At 73.6% G+C, this 19,015-nt stretch carries 15 protein-coding genes; 13 read left to right on the top strand and 2 right to left on the bottom strand.

Translation table 11 applies throughout. From position 1 onward, the window contains the following. The first annotated feature begins 107 nt into the window (after nucleotides 1-107). From ACWEPX_RS17465 to ACWEPX_RS17485, 5 genes are all read left to right on the top strand, one after another. Nucleotides 108-1,247 carry an ABC transporter ATP-binding protein gene (locus ACWEPX_RS17465; protein WP_451898205.1) on the top strand — a complete coding sequence of 380 codons (1,140 nt, stop codon included), beginning with the start codon at nucleotides 108-110 and terminating at the stop codon, nucleotides 1,245-1,247. Then, nucleotides 1,244-1,882: an ABC transporter permease gene (locus ACWEPX_RS17470; RefSeq protein WP_451898206.1), complete on the top strand. Its 639-nt coding sequence runs from the start codon at nucleotides 1,244-1,246 to the stop codon at nucleotides 1,880-1,882. The genes ACWEPX_RS17465 and ACWEPX_RS17470 overlap by 4 nt, the downstream gene beginning before the upstream one ends. Then, nucleotides 1,879-2,565, top strand: a complete 687-nt coding sequence (locus ACWEPX_RS17475; protein WP_451898207.1) for an ABC transporter permease — start codon at nucleotides 1,879-1,881, stop codon at nucleotides 2,563-2,565. The genes ACWEPX_RS17470 and ACWEPX_RS17475 overlap by 4 nt, the downstream gene beginning before the upstream one ends. Nucleotides 2,566-2,576: 11 nt before the next feature. Then, nucleotides 2,577-3,494 carry a glycine betaine ABC transporter substrate-binding protein gene (locus ACWEPX_RS17480; protein WP_451898208.1) on the top strand — a complete coding sequence of 306 codons (918 nt, stop codon included), beginning with the start codon at nucleotides 2,577-2,579 and terminating at the stop codon, nucleotides 3,492-3,494. Between the two features lie 75 nt (nucleotides 3,495-3,569). Beyond that, the gene (locus ACWEPX_RS17485) at nucleotides 3,570-6,632 is read left to right on the top strand and encodes an NACHT domain-containing protein (protein WP_451898209.1); all 3,063 of its coding nucleotides are present in this window, start codon (nucleotides 3,570-3,572) and stop codon (nucleotides 6,630-6,632) included. Nucleotides 6,633-6,681: 49 nt separating this feature from the next. On the opposite strand, the gene ACWEPX_RS17490 is transcribed toward ACWEPX_RS17485, so the two are convergent. Then, complete coding sequence (locus tag ACWEPX_RS17490) at nucleotides 6,682-8,592, bottom strand: M28 family peptidase (RefSeq protein ID WP_451898210.1); 1,911 nt, start codon at nucleotides 8,590-8,592, stop codon at nucleotides 6,682-6,684. Nucleotides 8,593-8,680: 88 nt separating this feature from the next. After that, a complete protein-coding gene (locus ACWEPX_RS17495; protein ID WP_451898211.1) occupies nucleotides 8,681-9,466 on the bottom strand; it encodes an IclR family transcriptional regulator in 786 nt (261 codons plus the stop codon). Nucleotides 9,467-9,533: 67 nt separating this feature from the next. Between ACWEPX_RS17495 and ACWEPX_RS17500 the strand changes: the two genes are divergently transcribed. The 8 genes from ACWEPX_RS17500 (at nucleotide 9,534) to ACWEPX_RS17535 (ending at nucleotide 18,988) form a co-directional block, all read left to right on the top strand. Next, nucleotides 9,534-10,025 (top strand): SigE family RNA polymerase sigma factor, encoded by a 492-nt coding sequence (locus ACWEPX_RS17500; protein WP_451898212.1) that lies wholly within the window; start codon nucleotides 9,534-9,536, stop codon nucleotides 10,023-10,025. Next, nucleotides 10,022-11,035 carry a hypothetical protein gene (locus ACWEPX_RS17505; RefSeq protein WP_451898213.1) on the top strand — a complete coding sequence of 338 codons (1,014 nt, stop codon included), beginning with the start codon at nucleotides 10,022-10,024 and terminating at the stop codon, nucleotides 11,033-11,035. The genes ACWEPX_RS17500 and ACWEPX_RS17505 overlap by 4 nt, the downstream gene beginning before the upstream one ends. A 70-nt stretch (nucleotides 11,036-11,105) precedes the next feature. Then, a complete protein-coding gene (gene hutH, locus ACWEPX_RS17510) occupies nucleotides 11,106-12,620 on the top strand; it encodes a histidine ammonia-lyase (protein ID WP_451898214.1) in 1,515 nt (504 codons plus the stop codon). After that, nucleotides 12,621-14,258, top strand: a complete 1,638-nt coding sequence (gene hutU / locus ACWEPX_RS17515; RefSeq protein ID WP_451898215.1) for a urocanate hydratase — start codon at nucleotides 12,621-12,623, stop codon at nucleotides 14,256-14,258. Further along, complete coding sequence (locus ACWEPX_RS17520; protein WP_451898216.1) at nucleotides 14,255-15,454, top strand: allantoate amidohydrolase; 1,200 nt, start codon at nucleotides 14,255-14,257, stop codon at nucleotides 15,452-15,454. Before hutU ends, ACWEPX_RS17520 begins: the two co-directional genes overlap by 4 nt. Beyond that, the gene (locus ACWEPX_RS17525; RefSeq protein ID WP_451898217.1) at nucleotides 15,451-16,728 is read left to right on the top strand and encodes a formimidoylglutamate deiminase; all 1,278 of its coding nucleotides are present in this window, start codon (nucleotides 15,451-15,453) and stop codon (nucleotides 16,726-16,728) included. The genes ACWEPX_RS17520 and ACWEPX_RS17525 overlap by 4 nt, the downstream gene beginning before the upstream one ends. Further along, nucleotides 16,725-17,927: an imidazolonepropionase gene (gene hutI, locus ACWEPX_RS17530; protein ID WP_451898218.1), complete on the top strand. Its 1,203-nt coding sequence runs from the start codon at nucleotides 16,725-16,727 to the stop codon at nucleotides 17,925-17,927. The genes ACWEPX_RS17525 and hutI overlap by 4 nt, the downstream gene beginning before the upstream one ends. Nucleotides 17,928-17,995: 68 nt before the next feature. Further along, a complete protein-coding gene (locus tag ACWEPX_RS17535; RefSeq protein WP_451898219.1) occupies nucleotides 17,996-18,988 on the top strand; it encodes an aldo/keto reductase in 993 nt (330 codons plus the stop codon). Nucleotides 18,989-19,015: the final 27 nt, after the last annotated feature.

Consider the following 19,015-nt stretch of genomic DNA (forward strand, 5'->3'; position numbering starts at 1 on the left):
CTCGTGGCCGGAACACCACCGCACGTCCCGCGCCGCGCCCGAGCTGCCGTCCGCCTGGACCACGGCTGTCGCCCACGTGGTCCTCGAAACACCCCTTGGGGGTCCGGGTGATCGAGTTCGAAGCCGTGTCCAAGCGCTTCCCGGACGGCACGGTGGCCGTGGACGAGCTGACCCTGACCGCCGAGGACGGCCGGGTCACCGTCCTGGTGGGACCGTCGGGGTGCGGCAAGACCACGTCGCTGCGCATGATCAACCGGATGATCGAGGCCACCTCCGGCACGATCCGGCTGATGGGCGCGGACATCCGCGAGCAGGACCCGGCGCTGCTGCGCCGCGGGATCGGCTACGTCATCCAGCACGCGGGGCTGTTCCCGCACCGCACGGTGCTGGACAACATCGCCACCGTTCCGGTGCTGACCGGCGTCACGCGGCGCGCGGCGCGCAAGCGGGCCGAGGAGTTGCTCGTCACCGTCGGGCTGCCTGCCGAGCTGGGGGGCCGGTACCCCAAGCAGCTCTCGGGTGGGCAGCAGCAGCGCGTCGGCGTGGCGCGGGCGCTGGCCGCCGACCCGCCGGTGCTGCTGATGGACGAGCCGTTCAGCGCGGTCGACCCGATCGTCCGCGAAGACCTGCAGGACGAGCTGCTGCGGCTGCAATCCGAGCTGGGCAAGACCATCGTGTTCGTCACCCACGACATCGATGAGGCGGTCAAGCTCGGCGACAAGGTCGCGGTGATGCGGGTCGGCGGGCGGCTGGCGCAGTTCGACACGCCCGCGGCGCTGCTGGCCGCGCCGGTGGACGACTTCGTCGCCGCGTTCGTCGGCCGCGACCGCGGGTACCGGGCGCTCGGCTTCCTCGACGCGGCGCAGATCCCGCTCGGACCGGTGTCGACCGTGCCCGTGGGGACGGCGGTCGGGCAGGCCAGGGGGATGCTGTCGCAGGCCGGGTGGGCGGTGGTGGTCGACGGGGAGAACCGGCCGCTGGGCTGGGTCTCCGCTGACCTGCTGGCCACGATGGACGGTGCGGTCGGCGCGGACGGGCTGGTCTCCGGCGGATCTCTGTACGAAGTGGACTCCGAGTCGGCGGGCACGGCCGGGTCGCTGCGCAATGCGCTGGACGCGGCGTTGAGCTCGCCGTCGGCGTGGGGGATCGCCGTGGACCACAGCGGCGCGGTGGTGGGCGGGGTGGACGCGGCGAGCGTCATCGAGGCCCTGGCCCAGGCCCGGCGCTCCGGGGAGGTCCCGACGTGACCTGGGTCGTCGACCACCTCGGCGACCTGGGTCGGGTCAGCCTCACCCACCTGTGGCTGGCGCTGGTCCCGGTGCTCGTCGGGCTGCTGGTGTCGCTGCCGCTGGGCTGGGCGGCGGCGCGGTGGCGGGTCGCCCGGCTGGTGCTGGTGCCCGCGGCCGGGCTGCTCTACACGATCCCGTCGCTGGCGCTGTTCGTGATGATGCCGCTGATCATCGGCACGCAGATCCTCGACCCGCTCAACGTCCAGGTCGCGCTCACCATCTACACCGTCGCCCTGCTGGTCCGGTCGGTCGCCGACGCGCTGTCGGCGGTGCCCGAGTCGGTCACGGCGGCGGCCACGGCGATGGGGTACCGCGGGGTCGGGCGGTTCTTCGCCGTCGAGCTGCCGCTGGCGGTGCCGGTGCTGGTGGCCGGGGTGCGGGTGGCCGCGGTGTCCAACATCAGCCTGGTCAGCGTGGGCGCGCTGATCGGCGTCGGCGGGCTGGGGGCCTTCCTCACCGAGGGCTACCAGCGCGACAACTACGCCGAGATCATCGCCGGGATCGTGCTGATCGTGGCGCTGGCGCTGGTCGTCGACGCCCTGCTGAGCCTGCTCGGCCGGGTGCTCGCGCCGTGGGCGAGGGAGCGGGTGTGAGCATCTTCGAGCAGGTCTGGGCCTGGCTGGTCGACCCGGCCAACTGGACGACCACGTTCGGCACGCCGGGCATCCCGCAGCGGTTGGCCGAGCACCTGCAGTACACCGCCGTCGCGGTCGCCATCGCCGCGGTGATCGCCGTGCCGCTGGGGGCCTACATCGGGCACACCAACCGCGGGGTGACGCTGGTCGTCGGGCTGGTCAACTCCTTCCGGGCGTTGCCGGAGCTGGGGCTGCTCATCCTGCTGGTGCTGTCGATGGGCGTGCTGCTGGCAGTGGAGGCGCTGACGATCGCCCTGGTGCTCGTCGCCATCCCGCCGCTGCTGGCGGGCACGTACGCGGGGGTGCGCAACGTCGACCGGTCCGTTGTGGACGCTGCGCGCGGCATGGGCATGCGGGAGTGGGACGTGCTGCGCAAGGTGGAGCTGCCCAACGCGCTGCCGCTGGTGTTCGGCGCGCTGCGGACCGCGACGCTGCAGGTGATCGCCACCGCCAGCATCGCGGCGTTCGTATCCCTCGGCGGTCTCGGCCGCTACGTCATCGATGGCCTGGCCTTCCGCGAGTTCGAGCAGATGGCGGGCGGCGCCATCCTCATCGCGCTGCTGGCGGTGGCCGTCGAACTTGCCTTGACCGGCGTGCAGTGGCTGGTGGTCTCACCGGGGCTGCGCACCAGAACCAAGTGAGGAGATCCCCCATGAAGCGCGCACTCGCCTGCCTGGCGGTGGCGACGGCCATGACCGTGTCCGCCTGCGGCGGTTCGAGCGACCCGCTGTCCAACCCCACGACCACCACCGGCGGCTCGCCCGCGCCCGCGGGGGCGATCACCGTCGGGTCGGCCAACTTCCCGGAGAGCACGCTGCTGGCCGAGATCTACGCCATCGCGCTGGAGGACAAGGGCGTCACGGTCAACCGCAAGCTCAACATCGGCAGCCGCGAGACCTACTACCCGGGTCTGCAGGACGGCTCGATCGACCTGATCCCCGAGTACACCGGCGTCCTGCTCAACCACGTCAACAGCAACGCGGGCGCGACGGAGTCCGAGCAGGTCTACACCGAGCTGAAGGCCGCGCTGCCGCCGGAGCTGACGGTGCTGGAGAAGTCGGCGGCGGAGAACAAGGACGCCGTCGTCGTCACCCGGGCCACCGCCGACGAGCACGGCCTCAAGAGCATCGCCGACCTCGCCAAGCGCGACGACGTGGTCTTCGGCGGGCCCCCAGAGTTCCAGCAGCGCCCGGACGGCATCCCCGGCCTGCAGGACAAGTACGGCCTCAAGATCAAGGAGTACAAGTCCCTCGACGTCGGCGGCCCGCTGACCGTCGACGCGCTCAAGACCGGCGCCGTCACCGCGGCCGACCTGTTCACCACCGACCCCGCCATCGAGGCCAACGACTTCGTCGTGCTGGCGGACCCGGAGGCCAACTTCGCCGCGCAGAACGTCGTCCCGCTGATCAACAAGTCGAAGGCGACGCCCGAGGTGACCGAGGTGCTCAACGCGATCTCGGCCAAGCTGACCACGGAGACGCTGATCGAGCTGAACAGCAAGCTCAACGCCCCCGACAAGCCCGACGCCGCCAAGGTCGCCCGCGACTGGCTGTCCTCGGTCGGCCTCTAACCGCACGATCCTGGAAACCGGCCCCGCGTCCTGGCTGTGGACGCGGGGCCGGTGTCGTGGTGGATCATGTGACGGGTGATCGCCGAGGGTGCGCTGAAGATCGGCCAGGCGGTGGCCAAGCAGGTGGCGCTGCACTGGTTCGCGGAGAAGAAGGCCGACAGCAGGCGCGGCCGCGACCTGTCGGCGCTGATCCGCGCCCGCTTCCCCCTGCGCAGGCAGCAACGCGACGTGCTCGACTCGCTCAACCGCATCGAGGACGACGTCGCCGCCCGCATCGACCCCGAACTGGCCCGCATCGGCTTCGGCCTGCCGGACCACGAGCGGGAAGCCGCCCTGCACGCCGTCTCCGACGCGCTGGCGGACGCCGACCTCTCCGACGCCGCCCTCTTCGCCGTCGACGTCGACCCGACCGCGCTCGCGGCGGCGGTGCGGGCGCAGCAGCCGGTCGACCGCGCCGGGCTGTCCGCCGCAGGCGCCCGGTTCTACGACGCCGCGCTCGACCGGGCCTGCGTCGTCCTCGTGCACCTGGTGCGGGAGCTGCCCGAGTTCGACTCCGCCGTCGCCGTGGAGACGCTCAGCAGGCTGCGGGCGGTGATGGAGGGCCTCGAACAGCTGTTGGAGCGCGTCCCGGCCCCGCCGACCCGCCAGCGCCCCGACGACGACTTCCGCGCCCGCTACCTCGAACGGGTCGCCCGGTCCTACGACAAGCTGGACGTCATCGGCCTGACCACCCACTCGTTCCAGCCGCGCACCACCCTCAGCGTCGCCTACCTGAGCTTGTCGGTCTCCACCGACGGCAAGCGCCCGCAGCGCGCCCGCTCCGAGGAGAGCTGGCTCGACCGCGACCTCCAGCACCGCTCCGGCGACACCCTGCGCGTCGAGGCCGCCCTCGGCGACACCCGGCTCACCGTCGTGCGCGGTGAGGCCGGGGCGGGCAAGTCGACGCTGCTGCGCTGGCTGGCGGTCAACGCGGCGCGCTCGGGGTTCACCGGCCAGCTCCAGGAGTGGAACGAGTGCGTGCCGTTCCTGGTCAAGCTGCGCGACTTCGCCACCGGCCCCCTCCCGCGCGGCGACGAGCTGCTCAACCAGCCGAGTTCGCCGCAGTGCGGTCCCGTCCCCGAGGGCTGGGTGCACCGCCAACTGGAGTCCGGCAAGGCGCTGCTGCTGGTTGACGGCGTAGACGAGCTGGTGGCCCAGCGCCGCCCGGTGGTCCGCACCTGGCTGCGCGGGCTGCTCGACAGCTACCCGGACATGCGTGTCGTGGTGACCTCGCGCCCGACGGCGGTGACCCCGCGCTGGCTGGCGCAGGAGGGGTTCCGGTCGATCATCCTGGAGCCGATGACCCCAGGGGATGTGCAGATCTTCCTGCGCCGGTGGCACGACGCCCTGCTGGATTCCGCGCCCGCGCCCGAACTGCTGCCGTGCCCGCGCGAGGAGATCCCCCAGTACGAGCGGGCGCTGCTGTCCCAGCTGCAGACGCACTCCCACCTGCGGGCCCTCGCGCGCAGCCCCCTGCTGTGCGCGATGCTCTGCGCCCTGAACCTCGACCGCCGCACACGGCTGCCGCGCGACCGCGTGGCCCTCTACTCGGCGGCCCTGGAGATGCTGCTGGAACGCCGCGACGCCGACCGCAACGTGCTCGCGGGCGGGGAGATCCAGGCGTCGGTCAACGAGAAGCTGGTGCTGCTCCAGGTCCTCGCCTGGTGGCTCAACGAGAACGGCCGCGCCGAGATGAGCCGCGAGCAAGCGCTTGCGCGCCTGGCCGACCGCCTACCCGGCATGCCCAACCTCCGGGAATCCCCCGAAACCCTCCTCACCCACCTCATCGAGCGCAGCGGCGTCATCCGCCAACCCGCCGAAGGCCGCGTCGACTTCGTCCACCGCACCTTCCAGGAATTCCTCGCCGCCCGCGAAGCCATCCACCGCGACAGCATCGACCTCTTGGTCCGCCACGCCACCTCCGACCTCTGGCGCGAGACCGTGATCATGGCCTGTGCCCAAGGCTCGGAGGATCAACGCGGTCGCCTCCTCACCGGCTTGCTCGATGAAGCAGGCAAGCGCAAATCCCGCCACCTCACCCTGCTCGCAGGCGCCTGCAAGGAAACCGCGATCCTCGCCCCACCGGACGTGCTGGCCCGAGTCACCACCAGCGTCCTGCGGTTGATCCCGCCGCGCAGCGTCCGCGAAAGTCGCTCTCTAGCCACGATCGGCGAGTCGGTCCTCGACTACCTTCCCACCAGCGTGACAGACCTGACCACCTCCCAAGCGGTGGCGTGCGCACGCACGGCAGCGTTGGTCAACGGCCCCCGCGCGATCGAGGTGCTGAGCGGATACGCGGACGATCGGCGACCGGAGTTGGTCGGCGAACTGGTCGACTCCTGGCCGCTCTTCGAGCCCGAAGCCTACGCCCGCCATGTCCTAGCCGAGGCGGACTTGACCGAGGTTTCCGTCAACGTCCACCCGGAGGCAGTGCCGCACCTCCACCTGCTGCGCAGCCTGCGCGATTGCTCGGTGAGCCTCTGGCGAGCCGACGATGTTCCCGAGCGGATGCGGATAATCGGGAGGCTCTCGCAGTTGACGGAACTGCACCTGAGGGGCGATTCCGCGCCGGCATCGCTTGTCGAGCTGGCCTCGCTGAAGGGCCTGACCCGGCTCTGGGTGAGCATGTTCCGCGATTGGCCTGCCGAGCTGCCCTTCCTCGCCGATCTCACCAGCTTGCAGGACTTGGCGCTCCTCCAAGCGAGGGGAGTGCGGGACTTCTCCTTCCTCCGATCGCTGACCGAACTGCGAGAGATCGCGTTCCCGGCCAGTCCGGTGTCGTTGTGGGCGCACCACGTCGCCCATCCGGAGCGGGTAGTGCGCGCTTCCCTGGGGTGGCTGGACGGCAACCGCGAGCTGGTTGAGGTGGCGGAGCGGTTTGCCAACCTCAAGCATGTGAGGATTCACGGTGACCATGCCGTGAGCGATTTCAGTCCGTTGCGGATGCTTCCGCTGGAGGTCGTCCGCTTCCATTGCAGCGGCGAAATCGATCTGAGCCCGTTCGCGGGAATGCGCCTAACGATAGTGATCCGCATCGGGGTGAACGCGGTGGGGACGGAGAACCTGGGGCCGGGGGTGCGCCTGGTCAGGGAAGCGTGAAAGCGGTGGGCCCGGACGGTCTGTCCGGGCCCACCGGGTCAGCGATCGCCTACCACGCTCTCGGCGTCATGCTCGCCGAGAAGAAGCCGAACCGGGTTACGGTCAGGGTGTAGGTCGTGGAGCCGGTGGTGCCGTCGACTGCGGTCGCTGTGATCGTGATGCGGTGGGTGCCGGTCGGGGTCTGGAAGCCGGTGAACAGCCAGACGTCGCTGGCGCCGCCCTGGGCGATCGTCCTGGGGTTCCAGAAGACCTGGGTGCCCGCGGGGACGCCCGTGGCCGAGAGGGTCAGGGAGCCGGTGCCGCCCGTGGCGCTCACCCGGGTCTGCGCCATCTGGCCCTGCGACGCCGTGCCGCTGGACGGGGAGGCCGTCACCTGCACGTCGTCAGCAGGCGGTTCGTCGCCCTCCACGGTCAGGGACACCTGGGCGCTGACCTGCTTGCCCGTGTTGTCCGTGCCGGTCACCGCCACCGTGCGGGTGCCGACGGCAGCCGACGTGCTGGCCACGAAGGTCACCTTCGCCTCCGACCCGACCGCAACCGACGTCGGCTGGAACTCGGCCTGCACGCCGGAGGGCAGGCCGGACGCCGACAGGGCGATCATCCCGCCCGTGCCCGTCACCATCACCTGGGCCGAGGAGGTCGACCCCGCCGCGACGCCGACGCTGCTCGGCTCGACCGCAACGCGGAAGTCGGCAGGCGGCGGGTCGTCGGGGCGGATGGTCACGGTCAGGTTGGCCGAGATGGCCTTGCCCGCCGAGTTGGTTCCCGTGACGCGCACCGGGTAGCTGCCCGTCGCGGTGCTCGGGCTCGCCGAGACCGTCAGCGTCGCGTTCGCGCCGGTGTCCACAGCGGACGGCGAGAACGACGCCGTCGCGCCCGAGGGCAGGCCGGTGGCCGACAGGGTGATCCGCTCGCTGCCGCCGGAGCCCGCCGTCGTGCGGACGGTGGCGCTGCGGGAGGTGCCGACCGCCACGTCCAGCGAGGCCGGGTCGACTGCCACGGCGAAGTCGGTCTGCTGGCCGGCGCCCGCCAGGGTGTAGATCGCGTAGGCGGCGACGTCGGTGTGCCGGTCGAGCGAGGTGTCGTTGATGTTGCTCGTGGTGTCGCAGGAGCTGTGGTAGCAGCGGTCGTACGCCTGGCCTGCCGTGCCGCCCCACTTCTGGGCCTGCGCGGTGGTCTTGGTGCCCTCCGCGCCGGAGAACGTGCCGCCGACGGGGATGCCCGCGCGGGCGAAGGCGGCGTGGTCGGAGCGGCCGCCGATGCTGGTCAGGTCCGCGTCGACGCCCTTGTCGGCGAAGCCCTGCTCCAGCAGCTCCTGCAGGGCCAGCGAGCCGCTGGGCTGCCCGGAGGCGGAGTAGACGAAGTAGGCCGGGTTCGGCGAGCCGGTCATGTCGAAGTTGAGGTAGGCGTCGATCTTGGCCTTCTCGGTCGACGACAGCCCGTTGACGTAGTTGGTCGAGCCGACCAGGCCCAGCTCCTCGGCGCCCCACCAGCCGAAGCGGAGGTGCTTGTCCGGGACGAGGTCCTGCTCGGCGATCGTCAGCGCGATCTCCAGCAGACCGGCCGAGCCCGAGCCGTTGTCGTTGATGCCCGGCCCGGAGGACACGCTGTCCAGGTGCCCGCCCGCCATGATGATCGAGTTTGGGTCGCCGCCGGGCCAGTCGGCGATGAGGTTGTAGCCGGTCGCGCCGTTCGAGGTGAACTGCAGGACCTGGGTCTGGTAGCCGGCCGCGTCGAGCTTGCCCTTGACGTAGTCGACCGACGCCTTGTAGCCGGGCCGCCCGTGGGCGCGGTTGCCGCCGTTGTTGCTCGCGATCGTCTGCAACTGCGCCAGGTGCGCCTTGACGTCGGCGACGGCGATGTCCGGCACCGCGCTGGTCGCCGCCTGGGACGGGACGGCGACCAGCGCGACCGGCACAGCCGCGGCCGCGAGCGCGGCCAGCGTGGTGCGCATTCTCATTCGGATGTCTCCTGAGCAGGGATGAGACAGGTGGGCCCACAGTCGTGCGCGGCCGCGCGCGGAGCAATCCGTACGGTGGTCCGTACCGCTACCTATTCAATGCGCGGCCGCCGACCCGGCCGGTCAGCTCGGCGGCCGCCCGGATCGTCTCCGCGGCCAGCTCCGGCCACAGCTGCCCGCACGGCTCGGCGCACTCGTGCCGGAACGTCGTGCTGATCGCGGCGATGGGGTGGTCGGCGTGGTCGAGCACGGGGGCGGCGACCGAGGCGAACCCGGGGGTGACGAAGCCGTCCTCGACCGCCCAGCCGCGGCGGCGCTCCTCGGCCAGCAGCGTCCGCAGCGCGGGCAGGTGCGCAGGCCCGCGCCCGGTGCGGTCGACGAACGCCGCCCGGTTCGGGAACAGCGCCCGCACCTGCGGGTTCGGCAGCCGGGCCAGGATCGCCCTGCCGGAGGCGGGCAGGTGCGCGGGCAGCCGCACGCCCACGTCGGTCACCACGGTCCCGGCGTGCGGGGGCTGCTCGCGCAGCAGGTACAGCGCCTCGCGCCCGTGCAGGACGCCGAGGTGGGCGGTGTGCCCGGTGCGCGCGATGAGCCGGGCCAGCACCGGGCGGGCCAGCCGCTCCAGCGGGTCGTGCCGCAGGTAGGCCGAGCCCAGCTCGAAGGCGCCCAAGCCCAGCGCGTACCGGCGCTCCTCGGGCAGGTGGGTCACGAAACCGGCGTCGACCAGCTCCGACAGCAGGTGGTAGGTGGTGGAGCGGGGCAGCCCGAGGTCGCGGGCGACCGTCGCCGCCGCCACCGGCCCCGCCTTGCCCGCCAGCAGGCGCAGCACGGCCAGCCCCCGGCGCAGGGCGGGCACGTCGCTGCTGGTTCCCACGATTGGGCAGGGTACGTGTCAACAGAACGGGCGCGCGTGGCGTTGAAGGGCCGACGAGGGGAGCACCGTGACCTTCGAGGACTTCCTCAACCAGCGGCTCGCGTCGCTGCTGCGCTACGCGACCGTGCTGACCTGCGACCCGGTGCAGGCCCAGGACATCGTCCAGGACGTGCTGGTCCGCGCCCAGCAGCGCTGGCCGCGCATCGCCCGCATGGACCTGCCCGCCGCGTACGGCAAGCGGATGGTGACCAACGAGTTCCTCTCCTGGCGCCGCCGCCGCGCCGACGTGGTGCTCCCCACCGTCACCCTCGACGCCCTCACCCCACCGGTCACCGACCCGACGACGGCCATCGACCAGCGGGACGCCCTGCTGGCAGGCATCGCCCGCCTCCCCCGCAAGCAGCGGGCCGCCGTCGTCCTCCGCTACTACGACGACTGCACCGACGCCGAGATCGCCACCCAGCTGGGCTGCTCCCCCGGCACCGTCCGCACCCACGTCTCCCGCGCCGTCGCCACCTTGCGCGCCCAGATCGAGATCGAGCAGGAGCAGTTCCGATGACGACAGACTTCGACCGACTGCTGCGCGACACCCTGAACCGCTTGGCCGACCGCGCACCCGACGAGTCGGCGGTGCGCGCCGCCCTGGACCGGCGCCGGTCCCCCCGGTTGGCCCTCACCGCCGTGGCGGCCGCCGTCTTGGTGGCCGCGCTGGCCGTTCCCCTGCTGCGGGCAGGCGGGCCGGGGGGCGGGCCGCCTGCCCGCTTCCCGGTCGCCCAGGTCACCGAGACCACACCCCTGCTCACCCCGTCCTGGCTGCCGGATGGGGTCACCGAGCAGGCGCGCACGGCGAGCCCGGACGGCCGGTCCCAGTCCCGCTCGTGGCACACCGGGCCGCTGCCCGCGGGGGAGCGCCCCGTGATCCGCCTGAGCATCCACCAGGACGGCCCGCTGGTGGCGCCCGGCGACGGCGAGCAAACCGTCGCGCTCGGCGACATGGGCACGGCGCGCTACATCGGCGCGCAGATGCCCGACGGGAGAGGCATCCACACGCTGATGTGGAACCACGACGGGAACTTCGTCCAGTTGGACGGCCTGGCCCCGCTCGTCGACCGCGACGCGGTCGTCCGGGTGGCGCTGAGCCTGCGGCCCGGCGTCGCCCCCGCGCTCGGCACCAGCCTCGAATACACCGGACGGGATCTGCACGAGGTGGAGGTCGGGGTGCGTGCGCTCGCAGGCGAGGAGCAGGTCCAGACCCTGCACGGAACCGCTGCCGACAGTCGATTCGGGTCGGTCCGGGTCGAGCTGACCCCCGTCGAACCCGCCGCAGACCCGGCGGGCGTGGAAGTCGTGGTGCTCGGAAAGCCCGTGCATCTGGTGGCCAGCAGGCTGGCACCCGGTCAGACCGGGCTCGCCGACACGCTGGTCGTCCCCGCCGGGGACGGGCGCTGGCTCGTGCTGACCCGGTACGGGGAGCCCGGCGACGCCGCGTCGCAGCGGATGCTCGTCGCCGTCGCCGAAGCGCTGCGAGCAGGGCCCACCCCGGTGAACGCCTGGATCGGCACTCGCTGAGTCTGGTATCCCAGACACCATCCCCGGTTCCCGACTCGTGCTCGGGGCGGGCTCGGGATGGGATGGGGGCATGCAGGAACGAGTACTCCTCGACGGTGGGCCGCTGAGCCGGGAGCAGGTCGTCGCGGTCGCGCGGCGTGGGGTTGGGGTGGGGGTGACGGCGGATGCGCTGGCGGCCGTCGCGGCGACGCGGGCGCACGTCGAGCGGCTCGCCGAGGCGACCACGCCGACCTACGGCGTCTCCACCGGGTTCGGCGCGCTGGCCGTGCGGCACATCCCGGCCGACCAGCGCACGGCCCTGCAGCGGTCGCTGATCCGCTCGCACGCCGCGGGCGCCGGGCCGCGGGTCGAGACCGAGGTCGTGCGGGCGCTGATGCTGCTGCGCCTGCGGACCCTGACCACCGCCCGCACGGGTGTGCGGGCCTCGACCGTCGAGGCGCTGGCCGCCATGCTCGACGCCGGGATCACCCCGGTCGTGCCCGAGTACGGCTCGCTGGGCTGCTCGGGGGACCTGGCCCCGCTGTCGGCCGTCGCGCTGGCGCTGATGGGCGAGGGCGAGGTCGAGACCGCGGCGGGCGTCGTCCCGGCCGAGCAGGCGCTGCGGGCGGCGGGGATCGAGCCGGTCGTGCTCGCCGAGAAGGAGGGCCTGGCCCTGGTCAACGGCACCGACGGCATGCTCGGCATGCTGGCCATCGCCCTGCACGACCTGCACACCCTCCTGGACACCGCGGACCTGACCGCCGCGATGAGCGTCGAGGCGCTGCTGGGCACCGACCGGGTCTTCGCCCCCGAGCTGCACGCCCTGCGCCCGCATCCCGGCCAGGCCGTCTCCGCGGCGCGCATCCTCGACTACCTGCGCGACTCGCCGATCGTGGCCAGCCACCGCGGGGAGCACTGCACCCGCGTGCAGGACGCCTACTCGCTGCGCTGCACCCCGCAGGTGCACGGCGCGGCCCGCGACACCCTCGCCCACGCCGAGACCGTCGCCGACCGCGAGCTGGCCGCCGCCATCGACAACCCGGTCGTGCTGCCCGACGGGCGGGTGGAGTCCAACGGCAACTTCCACGGCGCGCCCGTGGCCTACGTGCTGGACTTCCTGGCCATCCCGGTCGCCGACGTGGCCAGCATGGCCGAGCGGCGCACCGACCGGATGCTGGACGTGGCCCGCTCGCACGGCCTGCCGCCGTTCCTGGCCCACGACCCCGGCGTCGACTCCGGGCACATGATCGCCCAGTACACCCAGGCCGGGATCGTCTCCGAGCTCAAGCGGCTGGCCGTGCCCGCCTCGGTCGACTCCATCCCGAGCAGCGCCATGCAGGAAGACCACGTCTCGATGGGCTGGGCGGCCGCCCGCAAGCTGCGCAAGGCCGTCGACGGGCTGGCCACCGTGCTGGCGATCGAGCTGCTGACCGCCGCCCGCGCGCTGGACCTGCGCGCCCCGCTCACCCCGGCGCCCGCGACCGCGGCCGCCGTCGCCGCCCTGCGCGAGCGCGTCCCCGGACCCGGCCCGGACCGCCACCTGGCCCCGGAGATCGCCGCCGCAGAGGACCTCGTGCGCTCCGGCGCCCTGCTGAGGAGGAACTAGATGATCCGCGCCGCCCGTGGCACCGAGTTGACCGCGCGCACCTGGCAGACCGAGGCCGCGCTGCGCATGTTCCACAACAACCTCGACCCCGACGTCGCCGAGCGCCCCGACGACCTCGTCGTCTACGGCGGCACCGGCAAGGCGGCCCGGGACTGGCCCAGCTTCCACGCCATCACCCGCGAGCTGACCGACCTGGCGCAGGACGAGACGCTGCTGGTCCAGTCGGGCAAGCCGGTCGGCGTCATGCGCACCCACGAGTGGGCCCCGCGCGTGCTCATCGCCAACTCCAACCTCGTCGGCGACTGGGCGACCTGGCCGGAGTTCCGCCGCCTGGAGGCCCAGGGCCTGACGATGTACGGGCAGATGACCGCCGGGTCGTGGATCTACATCGGCACCCAGGGCATCCTGCAGGGCACCTACGAGACCTTCGCCGCGATCGCCGCCAAGCGCTTCGGCGGCAGCCTGCGCGGCACGCTCACCCTCACCGCGGGCCTGGGCGGCATGGGCGGCGCGCAGCCGCTCGCGGTCACCATGAACGACGGCGTCGCGCTGGTGGTCGAGGTCGACCCGGACCGGGCCCGCCGCCGGGTGGAGACCCGCTACCTCGACGAGCTGGCCCTCGACCTCGACGACGCCGTCGCCCGGGTCGAGCGGGCCAAGCGCGAGGGCGAGGCGCTGTCGGTGGGGGTCATCGGCAACGCCGCCGAGGTGCTGCCCGAGCTGCTGCGCCGCGGCGTCGAGGTGGACATCGTCACCGACCAGACCTCCGCCCACGACCCGCTGGCCTACCTGCCGCGCGGGGTGGACCTGGCCGACTGGCACGACTACGCCGCCAAGAAGCCCGACGAGTTCACCGACCGCTCCCGGGACTCGATGGCCGAGCACGTCGACGCCATGCTCGGCTTCCTCGACCGCGGCGCCGAGGTGTTCGACTACGGCAACTCCCTGCGCGGGGAGGCCAAGCTGGGCGGCTGCGAGCGGGCCTTCGACTTCCCCGGCTTCGTCCCGGCCTACATCCGCCCGCTGTTCTGCGAGGGCAAGGGCCCGTTCCGCTGGGCGGCGCTGTCCGGCGACCCGGCCGACATCGCCGCGACCGACCGGGCGATCCTGGAGCTGTTCCCGGAGAACGAGTCGCTGGCCAGGTGGATCAGGATGGCGGGGGAGCGGGTGGAGTTCCAGGGCCTGCCCGCGCGCATCTGCTGGCTGGGCTACGGCGAGCGCCACCTGGCCGGGCTGCGGTTCAACGAGATGGTCGCCTCCGGCGAGCTGTCCGCGCCGGTCGTGATCGGCCGCGACCACCTCGACTGCGGCTCGGTCGCCTCGCCCTACCGCGAGACCGAGGCGATGGCCGACGGCTCCGACGCCATCGCCGACTGGCCGCTGCTCAACGCCCTGGTCAACACCGCGTCCGGCGCGTCGTGGGTGTCCATCCACCACGGCGGCGGGGTCGGCATCGGCCGCTCGATCCACGCGGGCCAGGTGACCGTGGCCGACGGGACGCCGCTGGCGGGGGAGAAGATCGAGCGCGTGCTGACCAACGACCCGGCGATGGGCGTCATCCGGCACGTGGACGCGGGCTACGCCGAGGCGTCCGCGGTGGCCGAGGAGCGGGGCGTCGCCGTCCCGATGGCGCGGTGAGCGTCGCCGCGCTGCTGGGCGCGATCTCCGGGGTGGGCGCCGACCCCCGCCGCGGCGGCTTCTCCCGGCACGGCTTCGACCGCGCCGACCTGGACCTGCGCGAGTGGTTCACCGAGGAGGCGACCCGGCGCGGGCTGGCGGTGGAGACCGACCGCAACGGCGCGCTGTGGGCGTGGTGGGGCGAGCCCGGGGACGGCGCGGTGGTCACCGGCAGCCACCTGGACTCGGTGCCCGGCGGCGGCGCCTACGACGGGCCGCTGGGCGTGGCCGCCGCGCTGGTGGCGGTGGACCTGCTGCGCGAGCGCGGGTTCACCCCGGGCCGCCCGCTGGCGGTGGCGGTGTTCCCCGAGGAGGAGGGCGGCCGGTTCGGGCTGGCCTGCCTCGGGTCGCGGCTGATGACCGGCGCGGTGGACGTCGATGCGGCGCTGCGGCTGTCGGACCCCGAGGGGGTCACGCTGGCCGAGGCGATGGCGGCGGCCGGGCTCGACCCGGCCGCGGTCGGCCGCGACGAGCGGGCGCTGCGCCGCATCGGGGTGTTCGTCGAGCTGCACGTCGAGCAGGGCCGGGGGCTGGTCGACCTGGGCGCGGCCGTCGGCGTGGCGCACTCGATCCTGGCGCACGGCCGCTGGCGGCTGCGGTTCACCGGCGAGGGCAACCACGCGGGCGCGACGCTGATGGCCGACCGGCGCGACCCGATGGTGCCCGCGGCCGGGGTCGTGCTGGCCGCGCGCCGGGCCGCCGCCGCGGTCGCCGGGTCGCGGGCCACGGTCGGCCGGATCGTCCCGGTGCCCGGCGGCACCAACGTCATCGCATCCACAGTGGACCTGTGGCTGGACGCGCGGGCGGGCGACGACGCGGGCACCCGCGCGGTGGTGGCCGAGATCGAGGCGGCGGCCAGGGAGCTGGCCGCCGACGAGGGCTGCTCGGTCACCGTCACCGAGGAGTCCTACGGCGACACGGTCGTGTTCGACCCGGCCCTGCGCGACGAGCTGTCCGGCCTGCTCGGCGGCGTCCCCGACCTGCCGACCGGCGCGGGCCACGACGCGGGCATCCTCGCCGCGCACGTGCCGACCGCGATGCTGTTCGTGCGCAACCCCACCGGCATCAGCCACGCGCCGGAGGAGTTCGCCGCCGACGCCGACTGCGAGGCGGGGGCCCGCGCCCTGGCCGATGTCCTCGCCCACCTCGCCCGATGACCGCCTACTGGGCCCCGCACGCCTGGCTGCCCGACGGCCTGGCCGCCGACGTGCTGCTCACCGTGGCCGACGGGGTGTTCACCGCGGTCGAGGCCGGGGCCGCGCCCGGGCAGGCCACCCGGCTGCCCGGCGTGGCCCTCCCCGGCTTCGCCAACGCCCACTCGCACGCCTTCCACCGGGCGCTGCGCGGGCGCACCCACGACGGCGGCGGCACGTTCTGGACCTGGCGCGAGGCGATGTACGCCGTGGCCGCCCGGCTCGACCCGGACTCCTACTTCCGGCTGGCCAGGGCGGCGTACGCGGAGATGGCGCTGGCCGGGGTCACCTCGGTCGGGGAGTTCCACTACGTCCACCACACCCCCGGCGGCGCCCCCTACGCCGACCCCAACGCGATGGGCCACGCCCTGCAGGCGGCCGCGGCCGAGGCGGGCGTGCGCCTGACCCTGCTGGACACCTGCTACCTGCGCGGCGGCATCGGCCAGGAGCTGGCGCAGCCCCAGCTGCGGTTCTCCGACGGCTCGGCGCAGGCGTGGGCCGAGCGGGTGGCCGCGCTGCGCCCGGCCGACGGCTTCCTGGTGGGCGCGGCGATCCACTCCGTGCGCGCCGTCGAGCCCGCGGACCTGCCCGTGGTCGGCGCCTTCGACGGACCGGTGCACGCGCACGTCTCCGAGCAGCCCCTGGAGAACTCCGCCTGCCTTGAGGCCTACGGGCGCACGCCCGTGGAGCTGCTGGCCGAGGCGGGCGTGCTCGGCCCGCGGTTCACCGCCGTGCACGCCACGCACCTGACCGACCGGGACATCGCGCTGCTCGGCGGCAGCGGGGTGTGCCTGTGCCCGACGACCGAGGCCGACCTGGCCGACGGCATCGGCCCGGCCCGCGAGCTGGCCGACGCGGGCGCGGCGCTGTCGCTGGGCAGCGACCAGCACGCCGTCGTCGACCCGCTGCTGGAGGCCCGCGCCCTGGAGCACGGCGAGCGGCTGCGCACCGGCCAGCGCGGCCGGTTCAGCCCGGCCGAGCTGGTGGCGGCGCTGACCAACCACGCCGCGCTGGGCTGGTCGGCAGGCCGCATCGCCGTCGGCGCGCCCGCCGACCTCGTCGCCGTGCGCACCGACAGCCCCCGCACCGCGGGCTGCCACCCCGCGCAGGCCGTCCTGGCCGCCACCGCGTCCGATGTGGACACCGTGGTCCGCGACGGGCGGGTGCTCGTCAGCGGGGGCCACCACGTCCTCGGCGACGTCGCCGCCCTCCTCACCACCGCGATCGAGGCACTGTGACCACCACTCCGACCACGCCGACCACCCCGACGACGCTGATCACCAACATCGGTGAGCTGACCACCAACACCGAGCACGGCACCCTCCACGACGCCGCCCTGGTCGTCGAGGGCGACCGGATCGCCTGGATCGGCCCCGCGGCCGACGCCCCGGCCGCCGACGAGCGCTACGACGCGGGCGGCCGGGCAGCGCTGCCCGGATGGGTGGACAGCCACACCCACTTGGTCTTCGCGGGCGACCGCACCAGCGAGTTCGCCGCCCGCATGGCAGGCCAGCCCTACACCGCGGGCGGCATCGCCACCACCGTCACCGCGACCCGGGCGGCCGGCGACGCCGAGCTGGCCGCCGTGCTCGACCGGCACGTCGCCGAGGCGGTCGCGCAGGGCACGACCTACATCGAGACCAAGACCGGCTACGGCCTGACCGTCGCCGACGAGCTGCGCTCGGCCCGCATCGCCGCGGCGGGCGCCGACGAGGTCACTTTCCTCGGCGCCCACCTCGTGCCCCCGGGCGCCGACCCGGACGCCTACGTCGAGCTGGTCATCACCGAGATGCTGCCCGCCGTCGCCCCGCACGTGCGGTGGGCCGACGTGTTCTGCGAGACCGGCGCGTTCGACGCCGACCAGTCCCGCGCGGTGCTGACCGCCGCCGCCGGGCACGGCCTGGGCCTGCGCGTGCACGGCAACCAGCTCGGCCCCGGCCCCGGCGTCGCGCTGGCGGTGGAGCTGGACGCGGCCAGCGTCGACCACTGCACCTACCTCACCCCGTCCGATGTGGACGCCCTGGCGGGGTCGGGCACCGTCGCCACCCTGCTGCCCGCCTGCGACCTGTCGACCCGCCAGCCGCTGCCCGACGCCCGCGCGCTCGTCGACGCGGGCGCGACCATCGCCCTGGCCTCCAACTGCAACCCCGGCTCCTCCTACACCACCTCGATGGCCTACTGCGTCGCCACCGCGGTGCTCCAGATGCGCCTGTCGGTCGAGGAGGCCGTGCGCGCCGCCACCCTCGGCGGCGCCCGCGCCCTGCGCCGCGACGACATCGGCGTGCTCACCCCCGGCGCGCGCGCCGACATCCACCTCCTCGACGCCCCCTCCACCACCCACCTCGCCTACCGGCCGGGCGTGCCCCTCACCTGGGCCGTCTGGCGAGCAGGCGTGCTCACCGCGACCAGCAGGCCGGACGCGGCGCGGAGGTCCTGACGCCCGCTGCTCACCCGCGGGTTACCGAGCACCGCACCTGGAGCGGCTCCGGGGCTAGGTTGGAAGGCATGGAGTACACCCACCTCGGCCGCAGCGGCCTGTCCGTCTCCCGGCTGGTGCTCGGCACCATGAACTTCGGCCCGGAGACCGACGAGGCCGCCAGCCACGTGATCATGGACCGGGCGCACGAGCACGGGATCAACTTCTTCGACACCGCCAACGTCTACGGCTGGCAGAAGGGCGAGGGGATCACCGAGCAGATCATCGGCCGGTGGTTCGCCCAGGGCGGCGGCAGGCGGGACAAGACCGTCATCGCCACCAAGCTCTACGGCAGCATGGGCGACTGGCCGAACGAGACGTTCCTGTCCGCGCTCAACATCCGCCGGGCCGTCGAGGGCTCGCTGCGGCGCATGCAGACCGACTACATCGACCTCTACCAGATGCACCACGTGGACCGGGACACCCCGTGGGAGGAGATCTGGGAGGCCTTCAGCGTGCTGCGCCAGCAGGGCAAGGTCCTCTACTTCGGCTCGTCCAACTTCGCGGGCTGGCACATCGCCCAGGCGCAGGAGGCGGCCCGGGCGCGGCACTTCCTCGGCCTGGTCAGCGAGCAGTCCATCTACAACCTGATGACCCGCTGGATCGAGCTGGAGGTGCTGCCCGCCGCCCGGCACTACGGCCTCGGCGTGATCCCCTGGTCGCCGCTGCACGGCGGCCTGCTCGGCGGCGTGCTGCGCAAGCAGCGCGAGGGCTCGGCGGGCCGCGGGGCGTCCGGCCGCTCGCAGGAGGCGCTGGCCACCCACCAGCAGACCATCGAGGCGTACGAGAAGCTGTGCGCCGACCTCGGCGAGGACCCGGCCAACGTCGGCCTGGCCTGGCTGCTGCACCAGGAGGGCGTCACCGGCCCGATCATCGGCCCGCGCACCGTCGAGCAGCTCGACGGCTCGCTGCGCGCCCTGGAGATCAAGCTCGACGCGGCGACGCTGGCGTCGCTGGACGAGCTGTTCCCGGCGCCCGCCCCCAACGGCTCCAAGCCCGCCCCGGAGGCGTACGCCTGGTGACCGCCCGGGCAGCCGCGGCGTCCCCGC

This window comes from Actinokineospora sp. NPDC004072 (assembly GCF_053604195.1).

Bases quoted from the DNA above. Each gene is read 5' to 3' on its own strand.
- ACWEPX_RS17480 (WP_451898208.1), top strand. From the start codon at position 2,577: ATGAAGCGCGCACTCGCCTGCCTGGCGGTGGCGACGGCCATGACCGTG.
- ACWEPX_RS17490 (WP_451898210.1), bottom strand. From the start codon at position 8,592: ATGAGAATGCGCACCACGCTGGCCGCGCTCGCGGCCGCGGCTGTGCCG.
- ACWEPX_RS17505 (WP_451898213.1), top strand. From the start codon at position 10,022: ATGACGACAGACTTCGACCGACTGCTGCGCGACACCCTGAACCGCTTG.
- hutH (WP_451898214.1), top strand. From the start codon at position 11,106: ATGCAGGAACGAGTACTCCTCGACGGTGGGCCGCTGAGCCGGGAGCAG.
- hutU (WP_451898215.1), top strand. From the start codon at position 12,621: ATGATCCGCGCCGCCCGTGGCACCGAGTTGACCGCGCGCACCTGGCAG.
- ACWEPX_RS17525 (WP_451898217.1), top strand. From the start codon at position 15,451: ATGACCGCCTACTGGGCCCCGCACGCCTGGCTGCCCGACGGCCTGGCC.
- ACWEPX_RS17535 (WP_451898219.1), top strand. From the start codon at position 17,996: ATGGAGTACACCCACCTCGGCCGCAGCGGCCTGTCCGTCTCCCGGCTG.